Raw genomic sequence first — 24,725 nt, forward strand, 5'->3', positions numbered from 1 at the left:
GGGTGGGGCAACGCACTTCTGGCTAGAGTTCGCGCCATGGATACCGTGCCCCTCATCGATGTCCGAGCTCTCGTCGACCCCTCGTCGAGCCCCCAGGCCCGGAGGGAGGTCGCTGCTCGCATGGGCGCGGCCTGTCGGAACACTGGCTTCTTCTACGTCGTGGGCCATGGCGTGGACGTGGGGCTTCAAACCCGATTGGAGGCTCTGGCTCGGGACTTCTTCGCGCGGCCAGAGGAGGAGAAGCAGCGCGTGCGCGCCGGCACTCCGCTGCATGGACCCAACCTGTTCCCCCTTGAGCCGGACGGGCTGGGCGGCGCGGTGCTGGCGTACATGGCGGCGCTGACGTCGCTGGGACACACGTTGATGTCCGGCATCGCGCTCAGCCTGGACCTGGAGGCGGACTTCTTCGCCGCTCGGTACATGGCGGATCCGACGGTGCTGTTCCGCATCTTCAACTACCCGCCGGGCCCGGAGGTGGACGCGCAAGGGCTGCCGGTGTGGGGCGTGGGCGAGCACACCGACTACGGCGTGCTCACCATCCTCAAGCAGGACGACGCGGGCGGGCTCCAGGTGAAGACGCGCCAGGACGGGCACACGCGGTGGGTGGACGCGCCGCCGGTGGAGGACGCGTTCGTGTGCAACATCGGCGACATGCTCGACCGGATGACGCGCGGTGTGTACCGCTCCACGCCGCATCGGGTGCTCAACCGCGCCGGCCGTGACCGGCTGTCGCTGCCGTTCTTCTTCGACCCCGACTGGACGGCGGAGATCGCGGCCATCGACTCACCCGCTTTGAAGGACGCGGGCGCGGACGACCACGCGGAGCGGTGGGACCGGCAGAGCGTGCACTCTTTCCGGGGCACGTACGGGGCCTACCTGCTCGGAAAGGTGGGGAAGGTGTTCCCCGACCTGCGCGCGGAAGTGCTGTAGCGCTCGCTCAGGACTGCCGGAGGCGCTGGTCCCTGGCGGTGTCCTGCAGGGACCGCGGCGCGGTCTCCGCGGCGGCCATGTCAGGCGGCCCCGGGTCCTTCATCGCCAGCACCAGGCACTCCCGCAGGCGCTGGCGCGCGCGGAACAGGAGGATGCGGGCGTTCTCCGGCGAGATCTCCAGCAGCGTGGAGACCTCCTCGCCCGGACACTCGTCCAGGAGCCGGAGGCGGATCACCGCCTGCTGCATCTGCGACAACTGCTGGACACAGCGCACCAGGCTCACCCGCGCCTCCGCCTCCGCCACCAGCGTGTCCGCTGAAGGCAGGTCGGAGGCCACCTCGGACAATTCGATCTCGGTCGGCAGCGCCCGGCGCGCCAGCTTGCGCCGCTGATTCAGCGCGGCGTGGGCCACCAGCGTCGACAGAAGGCGCTCGACCTCGCTGGAGCGGGCCGACAGGGTCGTGGCCTCCGGCATCCGCAGGAAGGTGACGAAGGCGTCCTGGACGCAATCGAGCGCGTCCTCGGGAGGCAGACCCCGGCGCCTCGCGCTCGTCACCAGTCGCGCACGGTGCTGGTGGACGAGCAGGGTGATCCAGGAAAGGAACTGGGCGCGCTCGGTGGCGGCGTCCGGGGAGCTGTCATCAGGCATGGCTCCGCCATCCTAACCCCCTTCGGCGAAGGCCGCCGAAGGGGGAAGGCCGGAAGACCCGGATGACGCATGATGACTTGTGCCGTCGCCTAAACCGGGCGATGCGCCCCACGCGCGAGCGCGGTCATCAGCTCCTTCTCGTTGAAGCCCAGCGGCGGCAGGGCGGACTGCCTCCCGTAGACGACCTCTCGGGAGGGGGCCAGCAGCACGGTGCCGCTCGGTTGCAGCTTGCCCCAGAAGATCGGCTCCAGGCCCGCTTCCGCGTGCGTGCCCGTCCCGCTGGTCAGCACCGGCACCGGCACCCCCAGCCAGGTGGCCAGCTCCCGCGCCTCCTCGGGCCCATCCGGGATGACCGAGATCACCTTCGCCTGGTTCGCCGCGATGTCGCCCTGGCGCTTCGCCAGCGTCTTCAAGTGGTTGCGGCACACCGGACAGGCGGCGTTGCGGAGGAAGAACACCACCGCCGCCTCGCCGCCCATGGCCTCGCCCAGCCGCGTGGGCTTGCCTGCCCCGTCCCGCAACTCCAGGTCGGGAAAGCGGGCCCCGGGCTCGAAGGTCGCTGTCACGCGTGGATTCCGTCGATGACCGCCGCTGGGACCAGGTCCACGGGCGGGATGTCGATCTCCGTCTGGGCCAGGTGGTTGAGGTAGTTGCCGAAGGTGGTGGCGACGACCTGCGCCAGGATCTCCACCACGTCGCCGTCGGTCCAGCCCGCGGCACGCACCGCCGCCAGCTCCGCGTCCGTCACCGCGCCGCGCCGCGCCGCGATCTGACGGGAGAACTGGAGCGCCGCCTCCACCTTGGCGTCCGGCGCCTTGCCGGAGCGCGCCTGATCCAGCTCCTGATCAGAGAGGCCCGTCTTGCGGCCCAGCTGGGTGTGGTGCGAGACGCAGTAGCGGCAGCCCTGCGCGTTGCCCACCGCGAGCGCGATCTGCTCGCGGACGCGCGGCGTCAGCTGCCCCTGGCCCAGCGTCCCGTGCAGCGCGAAGAAGGCGCTCATCGCCGCGGGCGAATTGGCAAGCACCCGGACCGGCGGAGGCAGGTTGGCGCCCAGCTTCTCCTTGATGGGTTTGAGCGTGGCGTGCGAAGCGTCGACAAGGTTCAGACGGGACATTGAGAACTCCTGAGGCCGCATGATTGCGGCTTGCCAGTCATTAAGGTCGCGACCCCAGGCCGGCGTTACGCCGGACCTGTCGATTCTTCTCCGAGAATCGTAAGTCCATGAAATTACGTGTGATTTCCGGAGAAATAATCATACATAAAATCCCCATAAATCAGGTGCGAAGTGCGCAAGGGAAAATTGAAATGGATGTGATTCTTTGTTGAAACGGATTTCTCGGGGTGGCATTGTCAACTGAATCCAACATTCCATTTTTGGGGAGGGTGAGTCTTGGGGCGACTGAGGATTCATACGATTGAGAGCGCGCCGGAGCAGTCCCGTCCGGTGCTGGCCGCGGTGGAGAAGTCCGCCGGTTTCCGTTCGAACCTGCTGGGGCTCATCGCGGAGTCGCCCGGCGTGACGCAGGCCTTCGCGCAGATGGGGCCGCTGCTGGCCCAGTCCTCCCTGGGCGCCGTGGAGCGCGAGGTGGTCATCATGACCATCGGCTGGGAGAACGACTGTTCGTACTGCATGGCCTTCCACAGCTTCTTGTGTCGCAAGCTCCAGGTTCCGGATGCGCTCGTGGCCGCGCTCCGGTCGGGGACGACGCTGCCGGATCCACGGCTGGAGCTGCTCGCGGAGTTCACCCGGACGGTGGTCCGTGAGAAGGGGACCGTGGGAGACGACCTCTGGAGCCGGTTCACGGCCCAGGGCTTCACGAGCGCCAACGCGCTCGACGTCATCCTGGCCCTCTCCCAGCAGGTGCTGGTGAACTACGCGAACCACCTGGGCGGCGTGGAGCTGGAGCCGGCGCTGAAGGAATTCGCGTGGACCCGCCCGTCCGGGGCGGCGGCGCGCCAGGCGTAGTGCTCGGAGGCCCCGGGCCAGGTCCCAGGGCTTCCTCCCATACATCCGATGTTTCGCGCCCAGGCCCTTCGCGCTGGCGCGCGAGTCCGCGTTCGCGGTGACGGTCTTGTCGTGTCTTGAGTGGCTTCAGGCGCGGGTGGGGTCTGCCTTGCGCTGACGTGGAAACCGGGCCCTTGGGGAAGGGCTGACAGGGGGAAATGCCATGGGTGCGCCGACGAACTCTGATCCTGTGACGGATGCGTCCGTGCTGTCCGCGCTCAGGTCACACCTGCTGGAGGCATTGGCGCGCCGCAACGGCCTGTCGCCAGAGCAGATCGACTCCCGCCGGCCCTTCAGCCACTACGGGCTGGACTCGCTGGGCGCGGTGGCGCTCGGCCGGGCGCTGTCGGAGCTGGCTGGACGCGAGGTGTCTCCCACGGTCTTCTGGCGCCACCCCAGCGTGGACGCGCTCTTGCGGCACCTGTCCACGGGTGACGCGGACGCCACGGCTCACGTGGAGGTCGCCGGGCCTTCCGTGGCCCGCGACGAGCCGATCGCGGTGGTGGGCATGGCCTGCCGCCTTCCGGGCGCGGCGGACCTCACCGCGTTCTGGGAGCTGCTGCGCACCGGGCGCGACGCGGTGTCGGAGGTCCCCTCCGGCCGCTGGGCGGACGGGCGGCTGCAGCAGGCGGATCGCGGCGGGGGCAGCGCGCCGGTGCCGCGCCGCGCCGGGTTCCTGCCAGACATCGCGGGGTTCGATCCGCTGTTCTTCGGCATCTCTCCGCGCGAGGCGGCGGAGATGGATCCGCAGCAGCGCCTGTTCCTGGAGCTGGCGTGGGAGGCGCTCGAGGACGCGGGCATCGTCCCGCGCGAGCTGCACGCGACGGCGACGGGCGTGTTCGTCGGCGCCATCTGGCGTGACTACGCGGAGCTGGGCGGCGCGGAGCCGGGGCGCATCACGCCGCACACGGCCACCGGGCAGGCGCTCAACATGATCGCCAACCGGCTGTCGTACGTGCTGGGCCTCCAGGGGCCCAGCCTCGTCCTCGACACGGCGTGCTCGTCGTCGCTGGTGGCGGTCCACCTGGCCTGCCAGAGCCTGTGGGCGGGGGAGAGCACCACGGCCATCGTCGGCGGCGTCAGCGTGATGGCCTCGCCGCACACCATGGTGGCGCTGTCCCGCTTCGGAGGCCTGTCGCCGGACGGCGTGTGCAAGGCCTTCGACGCGAGCGCGGACGGCTTCGGGCGCGGAGAGGGCGGGGGCGTGGTGGTCCTCAAGCCTCTCTCCGCCGCGCTCGCCGCGGGCGACACCATCCGCTGCGTCATCCGCGCCACGGGCAGCAACAACGATGGGCCGAGCAACGGCCTCACGGCGCCCAACCCGGAGGCCCAGGAGAAGCTGCTGCGGCAGGTCCACGCGCGGTCGGGCGTGGCGCCCGGCGCGGTGGGCTACGTGGAGACGCACGGCACGGGGACGGCGCTGGGAGACCCCATTGAAGCGGGCGCGCTCGGGGCCGTGTTCGCGAAGGCGCGTGGCGAGGGCCCGCCGCTGGTCATCGGCTCGGTGAAGACCAACATCGGCCACCTGGAGGGGGCCGCGGGCATCGCCGGCTTCCTCAAGGCCTGCCTGTGCGTCGAGCAGCGCACGGTGGTGCCCAGCCTCCACTTCACGCGGCCCAACCCGCTCATCCCCTTCGAGGAACTCCGGCTGGAGGTTTCGCGTGAGACCCGCGCGTGGCCGGTGCCGGACGGGTTGGCCGTGGCGGGTGTCAGCGCGTTCGGCTGGGGCGGCACCAACGCCCACGTCGTGCTCCAGGAGGCCCCGCCATCGCGGCTCGCCTGGGTGGGGCTGGCGGCGTCCGGAGCCGAGGCCCTGAAGGCCGAGGCCCGCCGCGCGCTCGACGCCCTGCGGACCGGGGTGCCGCTCGACGCGCTCCACGCGGTGCTGGCGCCAGAGGCTTCCGGCCCGGAGCGGCTCACCGTGTGCGTGCGCACCCGGGGCGAGCTGGTGGCGCGCCTGAGCGGGTTCCTGGACGGCGCGGCGGGGACGGTGACGCTGGGGACGGCGTCTGGCCGGACTCCGAAGGTGGCCTTCGTCTGCGCTCCGCAGGGCGGCCAGTGGGTGGGCATGGGCCGGCGCATGCTGCTCACGGAGGACGCCTTCCGCGCGGCCTTCGCGCGCGTGGACGCGGCCCTGGCGGTCCACTCCGGCCAGTCGCTCCGGGAGGAGCTGTTCAAGGCGGAGGGCGTCGCCCGCTACGACGACGTGGACGTGGTGCAGCCGCTCCTCTTCGCGTTCCAGGTGGCCCTGGCGGAGCAGTGGCGCGCCTGGGGCATCACCCCGGACGTCGTCGTGGGGCACAGCCTGGGGGAGATCGCCGCCGCGCACATCGCGGGCATCCTCGACCTGGAGGAGGCGGCGCTCGTCATCCACCACTACAGCCGCCTGCAGAAGCTGCTGGCGGACCGGGGCGGCATGGCCGTGGTCAACCTGCCGCCCGACGCGCTGACCGGGCTCCTGGAGGCCACGGGTGGGGCGGTGGTGCTGGCCGGCCACAACGGCCCCCGGTCCACCGTGCTGTCGGGAGACCCGGCCGCGCTCGACGCGCTCCTCGCGGAGCTGAAGCGCCGCAAGGAGCTGTGCGCGCGGATCCGCGTGAACGTCGCCGCGCACAGCCCGCAGATCGACGAGATCCTCCCGGAGCTGGAGATGGTGCTCGCCGGGCTCCGTCCGAAGCCCGCGCGCCTGCCGATGATCTCCACCGCGCTGCGGCGGCGGATGGAGGGGCCGGAGGTGGACGGGCGCTACTTCGGCCAGAACCTGCGCACGCCGGTGTGGCTTGCCCCGGTGCTCGCGTCGCTGGTGGCCGACGGCGTGGACGCGCTGGTGGAGCTCAGCCCGCACCCCGTGCTGGTGGGAGCCCTGCAGCAGGCCGCCGAGGGCCGGCAGCCGCCCCCTGTCGTCCTGCCGTCCACCACGCGGGACGAGGACGAGCGGCTGGCCCTGTACGAAGCGCGCGCCACGCTGTTCCGTCTGGGATGCGCGGGGGCGGCTGCCCCCGTCGCCCGCGACTCGCTGGTGCCGCTGTCCGCCCATACCCCGCAGGCGCTCCGGGAGCTGGCGGCGCGCGTGGCCGGGACGCTTCGCCACGCGCCCTGGACGCAGGTGGAGGACGTCGCCGCCACGGCCGCGCTGCGCCGGACGCACCACGCGGAGCGACTGGCGGTGGTCGCGCGCGGAGGGGAGGACCTGGCCCAGGCGCTGGACGCGTTCGCCCGGGGCGAGCCCCATGAGCGGCTGGTGACCCCGGCGCTCGCGAAGGCGCCCTCCGTGGTGTTCGTCTTCCCGGGGCAGGGCTCGCAGTGGCACGGAATGGCCCGGCAGCTCTTGCGCGACGAGCCGGCCTTCCGCGCGGAGCTCATGCGGTGCGACGCCGCCATCCACGCGCTCACCGGCTGGTCCGTGCTGGAGGAACTGGAGGCGTCCGAGGCCGCGTCGCGGATGGCCCGGGTGGACGTGGTGCAGCCGGTGCTCTTCGCCGTGGAGGTGGCGTTGGCCGCGCTCTGGCGCTCGTGGGGCGTGCGGCCGAAGGCGGTCATCGGCCACAGCATGGGCGAGGTCGCGGCGGCGTATGTCGCGGGCGCGCTGAACCTGGCGGACGCCGCGCGGATCATCTGCCGCCGCAGTCAGCTGCTCCGCCGGGTGAGCGGACAGGGCGCGATGCTCGCCGCGGAGCTGACGCTGGACGAGGCCCGGGAGGTCCTGCGCGGCCACGAGGCGCAGGTCGCCGTGGCCGTGAGCAACAGCTCCCGCTCCACCGTGCTGTCGGGCCAGCCACAGGCGCTGGAGGTCATCTCCCAGGCGCTCCAGGCCCGCGGCGTCTTCTGGCGCTGGGTCAAGGTGGATGTCGCCTCCCACAGCCCGCAGATGGACGCGCTGAAGGGCGAGCTGCTGGAGGTGCTGGCGGGCGTGCAGCCCTCGCCGTCGGCGGTGCCCATCCACTCCACGGTCCTGGACGCGGTGACGGACGGCCGCGACTTCGACGCGGGCTACTGGGTGCGCAACCTGCGCGACCCCGTCCTCTTCGCCTCGGCGGTCCGGCGCGCGCGCGAGGCGGGACACGACGTCTTCATCGAGATGAGCCCGCATCCCATCCTGCTGCCCGCCGTGGAGCAGGAGCTGGCGGACGTGGACCAGCCGGGCGAGGTGCTGCCGTCGCTGCGGCGCAACGAGTCCGAGCGCGAGACGCTGCTGCGCTCCGTGGCGGCGCTCTACACGCGAGGCCTGGAGCCTGTCTGGAGCGCCGTCACCCGCGCGGGGCGCCCCGGCGTGCCGCTGCCTTCCTACCCCTGGCAGCGCGAGCGCTTCTGGCTGGACGCGGCGCCCGCGGTCCGTGCCCCCGTCGCCGCCAGCCGTCCGAGCGGTGAGGGGCTCCTGGGCAGCCACTTCCCGTCCGCCTTGGAGCCGCGGCTGCACCACTGGCAGGCCGAGTGGGGCGCGGACGTGTCCGGCTTCCTCGCCGACCACCGCGTGGGCGGTGACGCCGTGGTTCCCGGCGCCGTCTTCCTGTCCATGGCGCTGGGTGCCGCGAAGGAGGCGTTGGGGGCCGCGCCCGTGGCGCTGAGGGACATCGCCTTCCCGCAGCCGCTGATATTGGGCTCCGAGCCCGCGCCGCGCGTGCAGACCGTGCTCTCCGTGCGCGACGCTCAGCGCGAGCTCCAGGTGTTCTCCCAGGGCGAGGGCCGCACGTGGGTGCCGCACGCTCGGGCCCTGGTGGACTCGGGGCCGGCGGCGGCGGTGGGCCGGGAGCGGGCGCAGGAGGCGCTGGCGCTCCGGGACTCGCTGCGCGGCTCCGCGGCGATGCTGCTGGACTCCGTGCGGTACTACGAACTGCTGGCGGGCTGCGGGCTGGAGTACCGCGCCGCCTTCCGTGGCGTGGACTGCGTCTGGTCCCGCGAGGCGCAGGCGCTGGGGCGCATCCTTCCGCCCGCGGCCTCCGTGGACCCGGAGCTGGCGCGGGTGGCCTGCATCGACTCCGCGCTCCAGCTCTCCATCGCCACGCTGCCGCCCAGCCTGGTGTTCCGGGGACGGCAGCTCATCAGCGTCGGGGTGGACGGGTTCGCGCTCCACCGCCTCCCGGAGGGCGCCTTCCACGTCCACGCGCAGCGCCGTCCGGGCGGTGAGGGCCCGGTGTTCCTGGTGGACGTGGTGGCGTTCACCGACGCGGGCGAGCCCCTGTTCCACGTCGACGGGCTGAAGGTCCGCGTGCTCGACGTGGCGCGGCCCGCCGTTGCCCGGACTGACGAGGCCCGCCCGGCCGCTGCTTCGTCCCGGACGCTGTTCGACGAGCTGGGCGCGCTGGAGCCCTCGCGGCGGCGGTCCCGCGCCGAGGACGAGCTGCGGCAGGTGGTGGCCACGGTGCTCAAGCTGGCCCCGGCGCGCGTCCCCGTGGACCAGCCGCTGCGCACCCTGGGCATGGACTCCGTCATGTCGCTGGAGCTGCGCAACCGCATCGAGGCGCGCACCGGCATCCGGCTCTCAGCCACCGCGCTCTGGAATCACCCCACGGTGGAGGCGCTGACGGGGTTCGTCCTGAGCCAGGCCTCGTCCGCCCCAGCGGCCCGGTCCACGCCCGCGCGCGTCGTCCCGCCAGCGCCCGTGCCCGCCGCACCCGCCGTTCCCGCCGACGCGGCATTGCCTTCCGACCTGGAGCTCGAGCGGCTGTTGGAGGCCGAACTCGTCCAGGTCCACCAGCTCATCAAGGAGTCCTGACCATGACGGCCCCACTGCCCACCGCGAATGATCCCACGCTGCTCAAGCGCAGCCTCGACGCGCTGAAGGACCTCCGGGCCCGGTTCGAGGCCCTGGAGTCCCGGGGCCGGGAGCCCATCGCCATCATCGGCCTGGGGTGCCGCATCCCGGGGGGCGGGGAGACCCCGGAGACCCTCTGGAAGATGCTGCGCGGCAAGGTGGACGCCGTCAGCGAGGTGCCCGCGGACCGCTGGGACCTGTCGCGCTACTACGACGCGGACGTGGCCACGCCGGGGCGGATGCACATGCGCTACGGCGCGTTCCTGGACGCGCCCGACCGCTTCGACCCTTACTTCTTCGGCATCTCGCCCCGTGAAGCGGAGCAGATGGATCCGCAGCAGCGCCTCTTCCTGGAGGTGGCGTGGCACGCGCTGGAGGACGCGGGCCTGAGCGCGAAGGCGCTCGCGGGCACGGACACCGGCGTCTTCGTGGGCGCCAACGGGAACGACTACCTCCAGCTCCAACTCTCAGAGCCGCAGGTGCTGGGCACGTACTCGCTGGTGGGCGGCACCAACTGCATCATCCCCAACCGGCTGTCGTACCTGCTGGACCTGCGCGGGCCGAGCATGGCCTTCGACACGGCCTGCTCCTCGTCGCTCGTCGCGGTCCACCAGGCCTGCCAGAGCCTGCGCCACGGGGAGAGCTCCACCGCCATCGTGGGCGGGCTCAACCTGCTGCTGTCGCCCGTGGTGTCGGTGGCGCACTCCAAGGGCCTGCCGCTGGCGCCGGATGGGCGCTGCAAGACGTTCGACTCGCGCGCGGATGGCTACGTCCGCGGCGAGGGCTGCGGCGTCGTGGTGCTCAAGCGCCTGTCGGACGCGCTCGCGGCCGGGGATCCGGTGTGGGCCGTCATCCACGGCTCGGCCGTCAACCAGGACGGGCTCAGCAACGGCCTCACGGCACCCAACGGCGGGGCCCAGCGGGCCGTCATCCGCAAGGCGCTGGAGCGCGCGCGGCTCACCGGCTCGGAGGTGGGGCTCGTCGAGGCGCACGGGACGGGCACGTCGTTGGGCGACCCCATCGAGGTGGAGGCCCTCTCCGAAATCTACGGCGCCGCGGAGGGCGAGCGGCGGCCCTGCGCGCTCGGCTCCATCAAGACGAACATCGGGCACCTGGAGGCGGGCGCCGGCATCGTCGGCATCCTCAAGGTCGCGCTGTCGCTCAAGCACGGCGTCATCCCGGCGAACCTGCACTTCCAGGCGCTCAACCCGCACATCTCGCTGGATGGCACGCGCCTCTACGTGCCCACGGAGTCGACGCCGTGGACGGATCCGGCGGAGCGCCGCTACGGCGCGGTCAGCTCGTTCGGCGCGGGCGGCACCAACGCGCACGTCGTGCTGGGCACCCTGGAGTCCGCGCGCCCCGAGGCCGCCGCACGGCCCTCCGTGTCTGGCGCGGAGCGCTCCCACCTGCTGGTGCTCTCCGCCCGCAGCCGCAAGGCGCTGTCGAACGTGGCCCGGCGTCTGGCGGACCACCTGACCAGCGGCGCCGGCCAGCATGAAACGCTGGAGGACGTCTGCGCCACGGCCGCGCTGCGCCGGACGCACCACGACCACCGGGTGGGGCTCGTCGTCCGCACCCGCGAGGACGCACTCCAGCAACTGCGCGCGCTCCAGCAGGACGTCCGGCCCCCGGGCGCATGGACGGGCACCTCCGGAAGGCCGGGACGCCCGGTGTTCCTCTTCCCCGCGGAGCCCCGGCTGTCAGGGGCCCGGCTCGCGGCGCTGGGCCGCGACTGTCCGGTGTTCGCCCAGGCCCTGGAGCGCTGTCGCGGCGCGCTCCAGCTGGGGCAGGGCGCGGACGGGGTGGGTGAGCACTTCGCCGTGCAGGTGGCGCTCGCGGAGCTGTGGCGCTCGTGGGGCGTCGAGCCGGGCGCGGTGCTCGGGCAGGGAGTGGGGGAGATCGCCGCGGCCCACGTCGCGGGAGCGCTGTCGCTGGAGGACGCCGCGCGCGTCGCCCGTGAGTGCGGCGCCCTGCTGGCGAAGGGAGACGCGGCGGCCGGAGCGCTGACCGCGTCGCTCGCGGGACTGACGCCCCGGCTCACGGCGGTGCCCCTGTACTCGGCGGACGGGACGGTGCTGGACGGCGAGTCCCTGGGCGCTGGCGCCTGGACGCGGTGCCTGCGCCGTCCCGCGCAGGTGTTGCCGGGCATCGAGGAGTCGCTGCGCGCGGGCCACGTGCTCTTCGTGGAGCTGGGCGCGGAGCCGGTGCTGACCGCGCCGGTGGAGGAGGCCGCCGCGCGCCAGGGACTGACGGACGTGCTGGCGGTGTCCTGTCTCCGTGGGAGCCAGGATGCGCTGGGGGCGCTGCTGACGTCCGTGGCGGCGCTCCACGCGGCGGGTCTGGGCCTGCTCCTGGAGCGGCTGCTCGCGCCCCACGGGCACTTCCTCCGCCTGCCGACCTATCCCTTCGAGCGCGAGTCCTTCTGGTTCAAGGAGCGGCCCGTCACGATGCTCGCGTCGGTGCGCTCCACCAGCCTGGAGCTGCCCCGCGCGGCGGTGCGTGACACGCCCCCGGAACCCGTCCGGCGTCCCACGGAAGTCCGCGCCCCGGCCTCGCCGCAGCTGGCTGGCTGGGCGGAGCTGCCGGAGCGCGAGCGCGCCACGAAGCTGCGGAGCCTGGTGCACGCGGAGGTGGCGCGCATCCTGAAGTTCGACGCCGCCCGGCTCGACCCCAAGGGTGGCTTCTTCCAGATGGGCATGGACTCCGTGATGGCCGGACAGCTGCGCAACCGGCTGGAGCAGCAGCTGGGGCGCAAGTTCGCCGTGACCGTCATCTTCGAGAACCCCACCGTGGAGCGGCTGTCCCGGCAGCTGGGCACGTTCGTCACGCCACCCCCGGCACCCGCCACCCCGCCGCGTGAGCCGCAGCCCCTGGCGTCCCAGGGCCTGTCCCCGGCGACGGGAGGCGGCACTGACAGCATCGCCGACCTCCTGGCGCGGGAACTCGAAGAGACCTCCTCCATCTCCAGCAAGGACCTGTCATGAGCACCCCGCCGGTTTCCACCGAAGCGTCCAACCGCGACGAACTGCTCCAGCGTGCCCTGGAGCGCATCCGTGAGTTCCGCGGGAAGCTCGACGCCGTCGAGTCCCAGCGCTCCGAGCCCATCGCCGTGGTCGGCATGTCCTGCCGCCTGCCGGGCGGCAATGACGACCCCTCCACGCTGTGGCGCTTCCTGCGCTCTGGAGGCGACGGCATCCGCACCTTCCCCCAGGAGCGCGGCGCCGCGGCGACCCCGGACGGACAGCTCTTCAAGGGCGGGTTCCTGGATCAGGTCGACCGGTTCGACGCGGGCGTGTTCGGCATCTCCCCGCGCGAGGCCGCGACGTTGGATCCCCAGCAGCGCCTGTTCCTGGAGGTGAGCTGGGAGGCCCTGGAGAACGCGGCGCAGCCCTTCGACAAGCTCGAGGGGAGCATGGCCGGCGTGTTCGTGGGCATCACCAACTATGACTACTGCCAGAAGCTGATGCAGGAGACGCCCATTGATCAGCTGGACGCCTACTGCCTCACCAGCAACGCGTCCACGTTCGCGGCCGGGCGCCTGTCGTACTGGCTGGGCCTGCGCGGTCCCAGCCTGTCCGTGGACACGGCCTGTTCATCTTCCGCCGTCGCCCTGCACCAGGCATGTCAAAGCTTGCGCGCGGGGGAGTGTTCGCTAGCACTGGCGGGCGGCGTCAACGTGCTGCTGTCGCCGGAGTGGTTCGTGGTGCTGTCGCGCGCGGGCATGCTGTCGCCGGACGGCTACTGCAAGACGTTCGACCGCGACGCCAACGGCTACACCCGCGGCGAGGGCTGTGTCGTCTTCGTGCTCAAGCGCCTGTCGGACGCGGTGGCGGCGAAGGACCACATCCACGCGCTGATCCGGGGCTCGTGCGTCAACCAGGATGGCCGCAGCGGCGGGCTCACGGTGCCCAACCCCGCGGCGCAGCAGGACGTCATCCGCGGTGCGCTCAAGGCCGCGCGCGTGGGGGCGGACCGCGTCAGCTATGTGGAGACGCATGGCACGGGGACGCCGCTCGGCGACCCGATAGAGGTCCGCGCGCTGGGCGCGGCGCTGGGCGAGGGTCGCGCGGAAGGCGACCGCATCCACATCGGGTCCATCAAGGCCAACATCGGGCACCTGGAGCCGGCGGCGGGGGCCGCGGGCCTCATGAAGGTCATCCTCGCGCTCCAGAACGAGGAGCTGCCGCCCCAGGTCCAGTTCCGGGAGCTGAACCCGGAGATCGACCTGGAGGCGCTGCCGGTGGCCATCTCCACCCGGCCGGAGGCGTGGCCGCGCGCGGAGCGTCCGCGCATCGCGGGGGTGAGCTCGTTCGGCGCGAGCGGCACCAACGCCCACCTGGTGGTGGAGGAGGCCCCGGCCGTGGTGCGCCCGGCGCGGGCCTTCGAGCCCGGCACGCAGCTCTTCACCCTGTCCGCGCGCAGTCCGGCGGTGCTGGCGCGGCTGGCGGGCCGGCACGCGTTGCATCTGGCGGCGAAGCGCGACCTGCTCCTGGAAGACGTGTGCTTCAGCGTGAACACCGGCCGGGCCCGGTTCGCGGAGCGCGTGGCGCTGCCCGTGGACGACCTGGAGTCGCTCCAGCACGCGCTGTCCGCCATCGCGGCGGGGGAGCTGCCGGCGGGTGCGTCCCTGGGCCGCGCGCAGGTGGGGCAGGGGCCGAAGGTGGCCTTCCTCTTCACCGGCCAGGGCAGCCAGTTCCCGGGCATGGCGGTGGAGCTGCACGCCTCGCAGCCGGTGTTCCGGCAGGCGTTGGACCGCTGCGCGGAGGCGCTGAAGTCCCACTGGGACGTGCCGCTGCTCACGCTCCTGCGCGGGGAGGGCTTCACGGCGGGGCTGTTGGATCAGACCCGCTACACCCAGGCCGCGCTCTTCTCCGTGGAGTACGCGCTCGCCATGCTCTGGCGCAGCTGGGGCGTCGTGCCTGCCGCGGTGCTGGGCCACAGCGTGGGTGAGTACGTCGCGGCCTGCGTCGCGGGCGTCTTCGAGCCCGAGGCGGCCGTGGCGCTGCTCGCCGTGCGCGGCGCGCTCATGCAGGCGCTCCCGGCGGCGGGCGCGATGGCGTCCGTCTTCGCCAGCGAGGCCCAGGTGCGGGCGGCTTTGGAGGGGAAGGCCGACCGCGTGTCCGTGGCCGCGGTGAACGCGCCGGACAACATCGTCATCTCCGGCCAGGTGGACGCCGTGGAGCAGGTGCTCCAGGCGCTGATGGCGCAGGGTCACAAGCACAAGCGCATCAACGTCTCGCAGGCGTTCCACTCGCCGCTGCTGGATCCGATGCTGGACGCGCTGGAGCAGGCCGCGTCCGGGCTCACGTTCCATGAGCCGTCCCTCCCGCTCATCTCCAACCTGACCGGCCGGCCCGTGGACGCCGGCACGCTGGGGCCGCGCTACTTCCGCGACCACGCCCGCGAGGCCGTGCGCTTCCAGGCCAGCATGGAGTGGCTGTTCGAGAACGGCTTCGACACCTTCGTGGAGGTGGGCCCCGCGCCCCACCTCATCGGGATGGTGAAGCGCTACGCGCCCGCGGGGGACCGCGCCTTCTTGCCCTCGATGCGCAAGGGGCTGTCCGCCCAGCGCTCCATGCTGGAGAGCGCGGGCGCCCTGTACACGCGCGGCGCCGACCTGGAGTGGGACCACCTGCACGCGGGCCTCGAGCCGCGCCGGGTCCCGCTGCCGACGTACACCTTCGACCGGAAGCGGTACTGGTACGCCGCCCCCGCGCCCGGTACCGCGGCCCGGTCCTCGGCCCCGGTGCGGGAGGAGACCGCCTCGACGACGCTGCTGGGGAACCGGCTGCCGTCGCCGCTGCCCGCGGCGCAGTTCCGCGTGCGGTACGACGCGGCCCAGCACCCGTGTCTGGCGGACTGCCGGATGGGCGGGATGCGGGTGGTGAACGTGGGTGTCTTCCTGGAGGCCGCGCTCCAGTCCTGGCACGCGCTGACGCCGGGAGCCGGAGCCTGCCGCGTGGAGGGCCTGTCGGTCCGGCGCGGGCTCCTCATGGACGACGACGAGACGCGCGTCGCGCACCTGGTGGTGGAGCCACCGGACGCGAAGGGCGAGCGTGGCTTCGCGCTCCACAGCCTGCCGCCGGGGGCCTCGGAGGACTCCAGCGCCTGGGCGGTGCACGTGGAGGGACGGCTCGCGGAGGCCCAGGAAGAGAAGGGGCTGGAGTCCGCGGACGCCATCCTCGCGCGCTGCGGGCAGACGCTGGACGGCGCGGAGTTCTACGCGCGCATGGAGAAGCGCCAGCTGGTGCTCGGGCACTCGGCGCGGTGGATCGAGCAGGTCCGCTTCCGTGAGGGCGAGGCGCTCGCGACGATGCGCGCGCCCGACGCGAAGGAGGCGGAGGGCTACCGCGTCCACCCGGGCCTGGTGGACGCGCTCTTCCAGGCGGTCTTCGCGTGCCTGCCGGGCAACGTGCCCGAGGACGCCATCTACATGATCGTCGAGGTCGCCCGCTTCGTCGTCGGTCCCGCCACCCCGGCGGCCGCGACCCGGGCCCACGTGCGGCTGCGCCCCTGGAAGGACGGGGACACGACGATTGTCGCGGACGTGGACGTGGCGGACGCGCAGGGCCGCGTCTTCCTGCGCGCCGAAGGAGCGCTGCTCAAGCGCACGACGGTGCAGGCCCTCCAGAAGGTGACGCGCGCGGAAGTCACGCCGTCGGCGAGCGCCGCCCGTCCCGCTTCGTCGGGCCTGCGGGACGTGCTCGCGCGCCTGCCGGTGGCGCAGCGCACGCCCCGGCTCGTGGAGTGGCTGCGTGCCCAGGTCGCCGTCATCCTGCGCGCGTCCGCCGCGGACGTGGACGTGGACGCGCCACTGGCGCACGCGGGCTTCGACTCGCTGATGGCGCTGGAGCTCAAGAGCGCCGTCGCCAACGAGCTGAACGTGGCGTTGTCGCTCGGCGGGCTCCTGGCGGGCGCGAGCCTCAAGGCCCTTTGCTCGGAGATCCTCGGTCAGCTGTCGCTGGAGGCGCCTCCCGCGAGCAGCGCGGCGGAGCCGGCGCGGACCGCGAGCGCGGAGCCGGCCCCGGTGGAGGTGCTCGTGCATGACGGGGAAGGGCGCCACCAGCCCTTCGGCATGACGGACCTCCAGCAGGCGTACCTGCTGGGCCGCACCCGCTCCTTCGAGCTGGGCGGCGTGTCCACCTACTTCTTCCTGGAGGTGGACCTGCTGGGCGTGGACCTGGAGCGGCTGGGCTCGAGCCTGGACGTCGTCATCCAGCGCCACGACATGCTGCGCGCGGTGGTGACGCCAGACGGGCAGCAGCGGGTGCTGTCCACGGTGCCGTCCTTCGTCATCCGCACGGTGGACCTGCGGGGCCAGGACGCGTCCCAGGTCGAGCGCGCGCTCGCGGCGCTGCGCACGGAGATGGCCACCCAGGTCTTCCAGACGGACCGCTTCCCGCTATTCGACGTCCGGGCCACGCGGCTGGACGGCGAGCGCACGCGGCTGCACCTGGGCTTCGACGCCCTGGTTGTGGACGCGTGGAGCACGTCGCTGCTCTTCAAGGAATGGTCGGCCGTGTACCGCGAGGGCGCCGGGGCGCTGCGGCCCATCGACATCACCTTCCGCGACTACGTGCTGGGCGTGCAGGCGCTGGAGTCTGGCCCCGCGTACGCCGCCGCGGAGAAGTACTGGCTCGACCGCGTCCCCAAGCTGCCGCCCGCGCCGGAGCTCCCCATGGCCCGCCACCCGGGCACGCTGGAGCTGCCGCGCTTCACGCACCGCTCGTTCCGGCTGCCCAAGGCGCAGTGGGCGCGCTTCAAGGAGCTGGCGCGCGAGGCGGGCGTCACGCCCTCCATGGTGATGTGCGCGGCCTACTCCGAGATCCTGGCCACCTGGGGCCGCAGCCGCGCCTTCACGCTCAACGTGCTGTTCTTCAACCGCGTGCCGCTGCACCCGCATGTGGACCGGGTGCTCGGCAACTTCAGCGCCACCACGCTGCTGGAGGTGCAGGTGGAGCGCGCGGAGTCCATCTCCTCGCGGGCGCAGCGGCTCCAGCAGCAGCTGTGGAACGACCTGGACCACGCGTCGTTCAGCGGCGTGCGCGTGCTGCGTGAGCTCAACCGGCGCGACGGCGACATGCGGCGCGCCCGCATGCCCGTCGTCTACGCGAGCACCATCAACTTCCACTCGCGCGAAGGCGACGCCGCTCCGGCCGGCCTGGCCCAGCACCTGCTCACCATGGGCACGGGCGGCGAGGAGATCCACAGCAGCATCCGCACGCCCCAGGTGTTCCTGGATCACCAGGTGGTGGAGGACGGCGGTGGACTCGTCCTCAACTGGGACGTGGTGGAGGAGCTGTTCCCGGCGGGGATGATCGACGCCATGTTCCAGGCCTACTCGGGCCTGGTGACGCGGCTGGCGGCGGAGCCCGCCGCATGGACGGAGCGCACCCGGCTGCTGGTGCCTCCGGAGCAGCTGGACGTCCGCCGGGAGGCCAACGCGACGGCCGCACCCGTGGCGCAGGGCCTGATGCACGAGCCGTTCGTGAGGGCCGCCGCGCTCCAGCCGGACCAGCCCGCGGTCATCACCTCGCGCCGCACGCTCACCTATGGCGAACTGGACGCCGCCTCCAACCGCGTCGCGCACTGGCTGCGCGAGCAGGGGGCCCGGCCCAACGCGCTCGTGGCCCTGGTGATGGAGAAGGGCTGGGAGCAGGTCGTCGCCGCGCTGGGCGTCCTCAAGTCCGGCGCCGCGTATGTGCCCATTGACTCGCACCTGCCTCCGGCGCGCCTGCGCTACCTCCTGGAGAACACGGGAGCCCGGCAGGTGCTCACCCAGTCCTGGCTCAAGCTGGAGCTTTCGGGCGTGGACCCCAGCGCGGTGCTGGCCATCGACGGGCCGGAGGCTCAGCGGCCGTCCGCGGACGCGCTGCCGAGCGTGCAGCGTCCGGACGACCTGGCCTACGTCATCTACACGTCCGGCTCCACGGGGCACCCCAAGGGCGTGATGATTGAACACCGGTCGGCGCTCAACACGCTGCTGGACGTCAACACGCGCTACGGCGTCGGCGCGGACAGCCGGGGCTTCGCGCTGTCCGCGATGAACTTCGACCTGTCGGTGTGGGACGTCTTCGGCCTGCTGGCCGCGGGTGGCGCGCTGGTCATCCCGGAGCCCGGCGAGCTGCGCGAGCCCGGCCGCTGGCTGCACCTGGTGCGCGAGCACCGCGTGACGGTGTGGAACAGCGTCCCGGCGCTGATGGAGATGATGGCCGACCACCTGGCGGGCCTGGGCGAGACGTGGCCCCAGCTGAAGACGGTGATGATGAGCGGCGACTGGATCCCGGTGTCGCTGCCGGAGCGCATCCACGCCGTGGCGCCGGATGCCGCCGTCTACAGCATGGGCGGCGCCACCGAGGCGGCCATCTGGTCCATCGTCTACCCCATTGGCGACGTGGACCCCGCCTGGCCCAGCATCCCCTACGGCAAGGCGATGCTGAACCAGCAGATGCTGGTGCTCGACGACGCGCTGATGCCGTGTCCCACCTGGGTGCCGGGGCAGATCTTCATCGGCGGCGTGGGCGTCGCGCGCGGCTACTGGCGGGACGAGGAGAAGACCCGCGGAAGCTTCATCCGCCACCCGCTGACGGGCGAGCGGCTGTACCGCACGGGAGACCTGGGCCGCTTCCTGCCGTCCGGCGACATCGAGTTCCTGGGCCGCGAGGACTTCCAGGTCAAGGTCCAGGGCTTCCGCATCGAGCTGGGCGAGATTGAAAACGCGCTGCTCCAGCACCCGGGCGTGCGCGCCGCCGTCGCGTCCGCCGTGGGAGAGAAGCGGGGCAACAAGCGGCTCGTGGCCTACGTGGTGCTGGACGCGGAGGCGCCCCCGGCGCTGGACGCGCTGCGCGACGCGCTGCGGACGAAGCTGCCGGAGTACATGGTGCCGCAGACCTTCGTGACGCTGGACTCGCTGCCGCTCAGCGCGAACGGGAAGGTGGACCGCGGCGCGCTGCCGGCCCTGGAGGGCACGCAGCAGCCGAAGCAGACCGGCGTCAAGGTGCCGCCGCGCACCGGGCTGGAGAAGACGCTGGCCGGCCTCTGGGAAGGGCTCTTGCCGGGGCCCGTGGGCGTCCATGACAACTTCTTCGAGGTGGGCGGCAACTCGCTGCTCGCGGTGCGGCTGATGGCGCGGCTGCGCCAGGAGCTGGGCCGGGAGCTGCCGCTGGCGACCCTCTTCGAGATGCCCACCATCGCGCTGCTCGCCGAGTCCCTGGCCGGGCCGGAGGCGCCGCGGCGCGAGGGGCGTGGCGCGCTGGTGCCCATCCAGCCCGCGGGCACGCGGCCTCCGCTCTTCCTCGTGCACCCGGTGGGAGGCAGCGTCCTCTGCTACGCGGAGCTGGCGCGGAAGCTGGGGACGGATCAGCCCGTCTTCGGGATCCAGGTGCCGCCCGGCGCGCCGGCCCGGTCCATCGAGGCCATGGCCGCCGCGTACCTGGAGGCGCTGCGCGACGTGCAGCCGCGCGGCCCGTATCACCTGGGCGGGTGGTCCATGGGCGGCGTCGTCGCCTACGAGATGGCGCGCCAGCTCCAGGCGGCGGGGGACACCGTCTCCACGCTCGCGCTCATCGACGTGCTCGTCCCGCCAGCGGGGCAGGGCGGGGACGCCATGGACGAGGCGGCGCTGATGGCGCGCTTCGCCGAGGACCTGGGCGCCCTGTCGGCCCGCCGCGTCTCGGTGGATGCCGGCGCGCTGCGGGCCCTGCCCGCGGACGCGGTGCTGGAGCGCGTGGTGGAGGACCTGCGGGCGCAGGAGGCCATCGCTCCGGAGCTCGACCGCGCGACGCTGGGGGCGCACGCGGAGGTGTTCAAGGCGAACATGCGCGCCCTCACCGCGTACCAGGCCCGGCCCTACGCCGGCCGCGTCTGGTTCTGCCGGGGCGCGCAGCCCGGAGGCGCCTCGCGGCAGAACGCGGAGGCGTGGCTGCGGCTCACCTCGGGCGGCCAGCTCGTGGAGCTGGAAGGCAATCACTACACCCTGTTCAGCCACGGGCTCGACGCGCTCGTGGGCTCGCTGTCGTCCGCCCTGCGCGCCTGAGCCAGGGCTTCTGCTTCGTTCATCTCGTTTCGTTCACAAGGAGTGCAACCGTGTTTCATCGTCTGAGTCCGTGGATCCTGGGTGCGGCCCTGCTGGGCATGGCCGGCTGTTCCGATGAAGGGGAGACCGTCGACGCCTGTGTCGACAACAAGGTCCAGAAGGTCTCCGAGAAGGAGCTGTCCAAGCGGTTGAAGGACGGCGCGTACCGCGGCACGTGCGACCTGATGGAGAACCGCGTGTCGTTTGGCGACGGTTACGTGCAGTCCATCATCCACAAGAACGCGGACGGCTCCGTGAAGGCCATTGGCGTCACCGTGGATCAGGCCGCCATGGACACGCTGCCCATGCTGCCCCACCTGCCGACGAACGACGGGCAGACGTGCTGGGACATGAACAACGACGGCGTGACGGACCCGGAGAAGGAGTGCAACGGCGGCCACGAGCGCGTGCTCTGGTTCCCCAAGATGAAGGACGTCCCCTTCCAGTGGATCATGTTCAACTGGCAGGGCCGGGGCCACGGCCCCATCGGCGCGTTCGACAAGGGGCACTTCGACCTGCACTTCTTCATGCAGGACTTCGTGACGCGTAACTTCATCCGCACCGGCCCGTGCGGCGTCTACACGGACTGCAACGACTACGCGAAGGCCATCAAGGATCCGCCGGCGCCCTTCTACCCGACGGGCTTCGAGAACCAGAAGGGCGTGTCCGCGCGCATGGGCAACCACCTGGCGGACATCGCCGAGTCGCCCTTCAACGGCGAGCCCTTCACGCAGGCGTTCGTCTACGGCGCCTACGACGGCCACATCACGTACTTCGAGACCGTCGTCGAGGGCGGCTTCGCCAAGAGCAAGCCCGCCGAGGACTGCCGCCCCATCAAGGCGCCTCCGGCGATGGAGGTCTCCGGCCTCTACCCGACGCGCTACTGCTTCCGGTACCGCGAGGACAAGAAGGACTACCTGATGACGCTCGAGGACTTCGAGTACCGCAACGCGCCCAACTAAGCGTTTCCCCCACGCGAGCGGCCGTGCCCCGGAGCGCATCCGGGAGCGGCCGCTCGTTGTTTCCTCTCCTCGCTGGAGCCTCACCGTGAAGAAGACATCCATCCTCCTGTCCTGGATGCTGCCGCTGCTCCTGTCGTTGTGGGCGGCTCCGGCCGGGGCGCACTGGGGCATGCCCGACGAGGCGAGCAGCATCAGCGTGCGCCGCGGGCACGAGGACGACTGGATCATGGGTGACGCTTCCGGCGCGCTCATCTCCCGCGACCAGGGGACGACCTGGCGGTGGATCTGCCCGGAGGGCATGGGCATCGCCATCTGGCGTCCGGAGCGCTACTTCTGGCTGTCCGGCGGGGCCATCCTGGCGGCCACGGGGAGCGCGCTGATCCGCTCCGACGACAGCGGCTGCTCGTGGGCGCCGCATACCTATTTCAAAGACACGTGGGTCACCGGGTTGGCGGTGCACCCGACGGACGAGCGGTTCCTGTACGTCAGCACGGGGCGGCCGTCCCTGAACAACGGGCTGTACCGCTCCGAGGACGGCGGGGAGTCCTGGGTGCAGGCGCTGGCGCCGACGCCGGGCTCCCGCTACTCGGCCATCCGCATCGCCGCGTCGGATCCGCTGCGCCTCTACGCGTCGGGCCAGGACGCGGAAGGCCAGTTCCTGGCGCGCAGCGATGACGGCGGGCGCGTCTGGACGCGGCTGCCCCAGCCGCTCACCGCGTTGAAGCTCCCGTATGACCTGGTGCTGCTGCGAGTGAGCGACGCGTCACCGGACGTGCTGTGGGCGAAGATCTCCGCCCAGGGGCGCGACTGGCTGCTCAAGAGCACGGACGGTGGCGTCACGCTGACGTCGGTGATGGATACCTACGAGCGCATCTCCAGCGTGGAAGCGTCCCCGGACGGGCGCACGGTCTGGGTCTCCACGACGACCCGCCTCTTCCGTGGGCAGGATGACGGGGCCTTCACGGAACTCGCGGAGCCGAATGGGAACGCCTGCGCGCTGAAGCGGAACGGGACGCTCTATGGCTGTGGTTCGGGCTGGACGGGCGGCTGGGCGTTGGCGAAGAGCGCGGACGAAGGCACGACCTGGGAGTCGATGTTCAAGCTCGGCGACGTGCAGGGCGCGCACCTGTGTCCCGCCGCGACGCCCGTGCAGCAGCGCTGCCCGGCCCTGTGGCCGCAGCTGGCGCAGCTCTACGGCGCGGCTCCGGACGGGGGCGTGGGACCCACGCAGGACGCCGGCCCTTCCGAGCAGCCCGTGGCGCCAGCGTCCCCGGATGGCTGCGCCGCGTCGCCGGGCCTGGTGCCGGGCGCGCTCCTGGTGCTCGCGACGGTGTGGGGGCGCCGTTCCCGAAGGGACGCGCTGGCGCGGAGCCGCCGGTCATGACGGCCTCACTGCCTTGGACGAAGCGCGCTGTCGGGGCGCGGTCCTGGCTGCTGCTTGCCCTGTCGGTGGGCGTGCTCGGGGCCTGTGGTGAGACGGACACGGGACCGCTCCAGGTGCCGGAGCTGGAGTACGGCGTCGAAGCGCCGTGGCCGGTGTCCGCGCCGCTGCCGCCCGTGGGGCCCGCCGGACGGCTGATCATCACCAACAACCTGGAGGACACCCTCAGCCTGTTGGACCTGGACGGGATGGAGTCTCCCACCTGGGGCGAACTGGCGCGCGTCCCGGTGGGGCTCAACCCGGTGGAGCTGGAGGGGCCGCACCACTCGGTCGTCTCGCCGGAGGGTGACTTCTATTACGTGGGCATCTCCAACTACGTGCCCGGCTCCGGCTCCGGACCGCACGGGACGCATGGTTCGGGGAAGGCGGATGGCTACTGCCTCAAGCTGGACGCGGCCACCCACGCCGTCGTGGGGTCCGTGCGCGTGGATCCCAACCCGGGCGACGTCATCCTCAGCGCGGACGGGCGGACGCTCTTCCAGACGCACTTCGACCTGCTGAAGATCGCGGAGGTGGCGCGGCGGGGAGGCACGGAAGCGGAGATGGATTCACGGATGGCCATCCTCGATGCGCGGACGATGACGCGCACGGCGATGGTGCCCGTCTGTCCCGCGCCCCACGCGGTCCGGCTGTCACCGGACGGACGCAGTGCCTACGTCGCCTGCTGGTCGGACGAGGTCGCCATCGTGGACCTGGAGCAGGCGGACCGCCCGGTGCGTCGCGTGAAGGTGGCGGCCAACGTCGGCACGGCCGTGCGGCCCCTTCATCAGCCCTATGCGCTCACGGTGTCGCCCACGACGGGTGCGGTGTGGATCAGCTCACTCGCGAGCCGCGCGGTGCAGTACCTGGATCCGGAGACGCTCACGATGGATCCCCAGCGCACGGTGTGGCTGCAGGGCGCGCCGATGTTCGGTGCCTTCACGTCCGACGGGCGCACGCTCTACATGCCGTACCAGTCGGTGGACTCCATCGCCATCATCGACGCAGCCGATCCGGAGGCGGTGCCCGGGGAGATTCCGCTGGCGCCCAGCGGCTGCCTCAACGTGCACCAGCTGATGCTGACGCCGGATGAGCGCCATGCGCTCGTGGTCTGCGAGGGCGACCACGTGGGGCCGGGCACGCTCCACGTCGTGTCGCTGGAGGAGCGGCGGGTGGTGAAGACGGTCCAGGTGGGGCTCTTCCCGGACTCGGTGGCGCTGCTGCGGAGCCGGCCATGAGGTGGCTCTGGGTGCTGGGCGCGCTGCTGGCGGGCTGTGGCGGCGCGACGCCCGCGGCGGAGTTCGGTGAGACGCTGTTCCAGGATGCCCGGCTGTCGGACAGCCAGTTCAACAGCTTCTCCTGCGCGACCTGCCACGCCACGAGCGCCATGCCCGATCCGGACCGGATGCTCGCGGGCTACCCGCTGGAGAACGTGGCGTTCCGCGAGACGTGGTGGGGCGGCTACGAGACGGACCTGCTGAGCGCGGTGAACTTCTGCTACCTGGGCTTCATGCGCGGCGTGTCCCCCCTCACGCGGGAGGATCCCAAGGCGCGGGCGCTGTACGAATACCTGGTGCGGATCAGCCCGGACGCGGACGCACCCGCGCTGCCCTTCACGGTGGTGAAGGACATCCAGGACGTGCCGGCTGGTGATGCTGGAAGGGGAGTCGCCGTGTACCGCGCCGCCTGCCAGACGTGCCATGGGGCCACGCACACAGGGGAGGGACGGCTGACGACGTTCGCGTCAGTGTTGCCGGAGGTGACGGACGACTACGACGCGCTCTTCCCTGGCATTCCCCGGCGGCTGGTGGTCATCGAGAAGCTGCGCCATGGCAACTTCTTCGGAGTGGGCGGCACCATGCCGCTCTACAGCCGGGAGGCCCTGTCGGACGAGGACCTGGCGGCGGTGCTCACCTTCCTGGGGTTGTGA

12 protein-coding genes are annotated in these 24,725 nt (G+C 72.1%); 9 read left to right on the forward strand and 3 right to left on the reverse strand.

What is annotated here, in order from left to right; genetic code table 11:
* Nucleotides 1–36 precede the first annotated feature (36 nt).
* Nucleotides 37–930 carry an isopenicillin N synthase family oxygenase gene (locus tag D7Y11_RS11545; protein WP_126933715.1) on the forward strand — a complete coding sequence of 298 codons (894 nt, stop codon included), beginning with the start codon at nucleotides 37–39 and terminating at the stop codon, nucleotides 928–930.
* A 7-nt stretch (nucleotides 931–937) separates the two neighbouring features.
* Here D7Y11_RS11545 and D7Y11_RS11550 read toward each other — a convergent pair whose 3' ends face one another.
* From D7Y11_RS11550 to D7Y11_RS11560, 3 genes are all read right to left on the reverse strand, one after another.
* A complete protein-coding gene (locus tag D7Y11_RS11550; protein ID WP_121752895.1) occupies nucleotides 938–1,579 on the reverse strand; it encodes an RNA polymerase sigma factor in 642 nt (213 codons plus the stop codon).
* 89 nt (nucleotides 1,580–1,668) lie between these two features.
* Nucleotides 1,669–2,145: a redoxin domain-containing protein gene (locus D7Y11_RS11555; RefSeq protein WP_121752896.1), complete on the reverse strand. Its 477-nt coding sequence runs from the start codon at nucleotides 2,143–2,145 to the stop codon at nucleotides 1,669–1,671.
* Complete coding sequence (locus tag D7Y11_RS11560) at nucleotides 2,142–2,693, reverse strand: carboxymuconolactone decarboxylase family protein (protein ID WP_120553475.1); 552 nt, start codon at nucleotides 2,691–2,693, stop codon at nucleotides 2,142–2,144. Before D7Y11_RS11560 ends, D7Y11_RS11555 begins: the two co-directional genes overlap by 4 nt.
* 276 nt (nucleotides 2,694–2,969) lie before the next feature.
* Here D7Y11_RS11560 and D7Y11_RS11565 point away from each other — a divergent pair, with 276 nt between their 5' ends.
* The 8 genes from D7Y11_RS11565 to D7Y11_RS11600 all read left to right on the forward strand — a co-directional run bounded on the left by D7Y11_RS11565 (nucleotide 2,970) and on the right by D7Y11_RS11600 (nucleotide 24,725).
* On the forward strand, nucleotides 2,970–3,545 hold the full coding sequence (locus tag D7Y11_RS11565; protein WP_126933717.1) for a carboxymuconolactone decarboxylase family protein: 576 nt from the start codon (nucleotides 2,970–2,972) through the stop codon (nucleotides 3,543–3,545).
* A 202-nt stretch (nucleotides 3,546–3,747) separates the two neighbouring features.
* Nucleotides 3,748–9,297: a type I polyketide synthase gene (locus tag D7Y11_RS11570; protein WP_126933718.1), complete on the forward strand. Its 5,550-nt coding sequence runs from the start codon at nucleotides 3,748–3,750 to the stop codon at nucleotides 9,295–9,297.
* Nucleotides 9,298–9,299: 2 nt separating this feature from the next.
* Complete coding sequence (locus tag D7Y11_RS11575) at nucleotides 9,300–12,323, forward strand: type I polyketide synthase (RefSeq protein ID WP_126933719.1); 3,024 nt, start codon at nucleotides 9,300–9,302, stop codon at nucleotides 12,321–12,323.
* Complete coding sequence (locus D7Y11_RS11580) at nucleotides 12,320–20,374, forward strand: non-ribosomal peptide synthetase/type I polyketide synthase (protein WP_126933720.1); 8,055 nt, start codon at nucleotides 12,320–12,322, stop codon at nucleotides 20,372–20,374. The genes D7Y11_RS11575 and D7Y11_RS11580 overlap by 4 nt, the downstream gene beginning before the upstream one ends.
* A 50-nt stretch (nucleotides 20,375–20,424) precedes the next feature.
* Nucleotides 20,425–21,375, forward strand: a complete 951-nt coding sequence (locus tag D7Y11_RS11585; protein WP_120577158.1) for a hypothetical protein — start codon at nucleotides 20,425–20,427, stop codon at nucleotides 21,373–21,375.
* 85 nt (nucleotides 21,376–21,460) lie between these two features.
* Nucleotides 21,461–22,759 (forward strand): hypothetical protein, encoded by a 1,299-nt coding sequence (locus D7Y11_RS11590; RefSeq protein WP_126933721.1) that lies wholly within the window; start codon nucleotides 21,461–21,463, stop codon nucleotides 22,757–22,759.
* Nucleotides 22,756–24,033, forward strand: a complete 1,278-nt coding sequence (locus D7Y11_RS11595) for a hypothetical protein (protein WP_199753719.1) — start codon at nucleotides 22,756–22,758, stop codon at nucleotides 24,031–24,033. The genes D7Y11_RS11590 and D7Y11_RS11595 overlap by 4 nt, the downstream gene beginning before the upstream one ends.
* A complete protein-coding gene (locus D7Y11_RS11600) occupies nucleotides 24,030–24,725 on the forward strand; it encodes a c-type cytochrome (protein ID WP_126933722.1) in 696 nt (231 codons plus the stop codon). Before D7Y11_RS11595 ends, D7Y11_RS11600 begins: the two co-directional genes overlap by 4 nt.

The sequence above is a fragment of the Corallococcus sp. AB018 genome (assembly GCF_003986945.1).
GTDB classification, from domain to species: Bacteria; Myxococcota; Myxococcia; order Myxococcales; family Myxococcaceae; genus Corallococcus; species Corallococcus exiguus.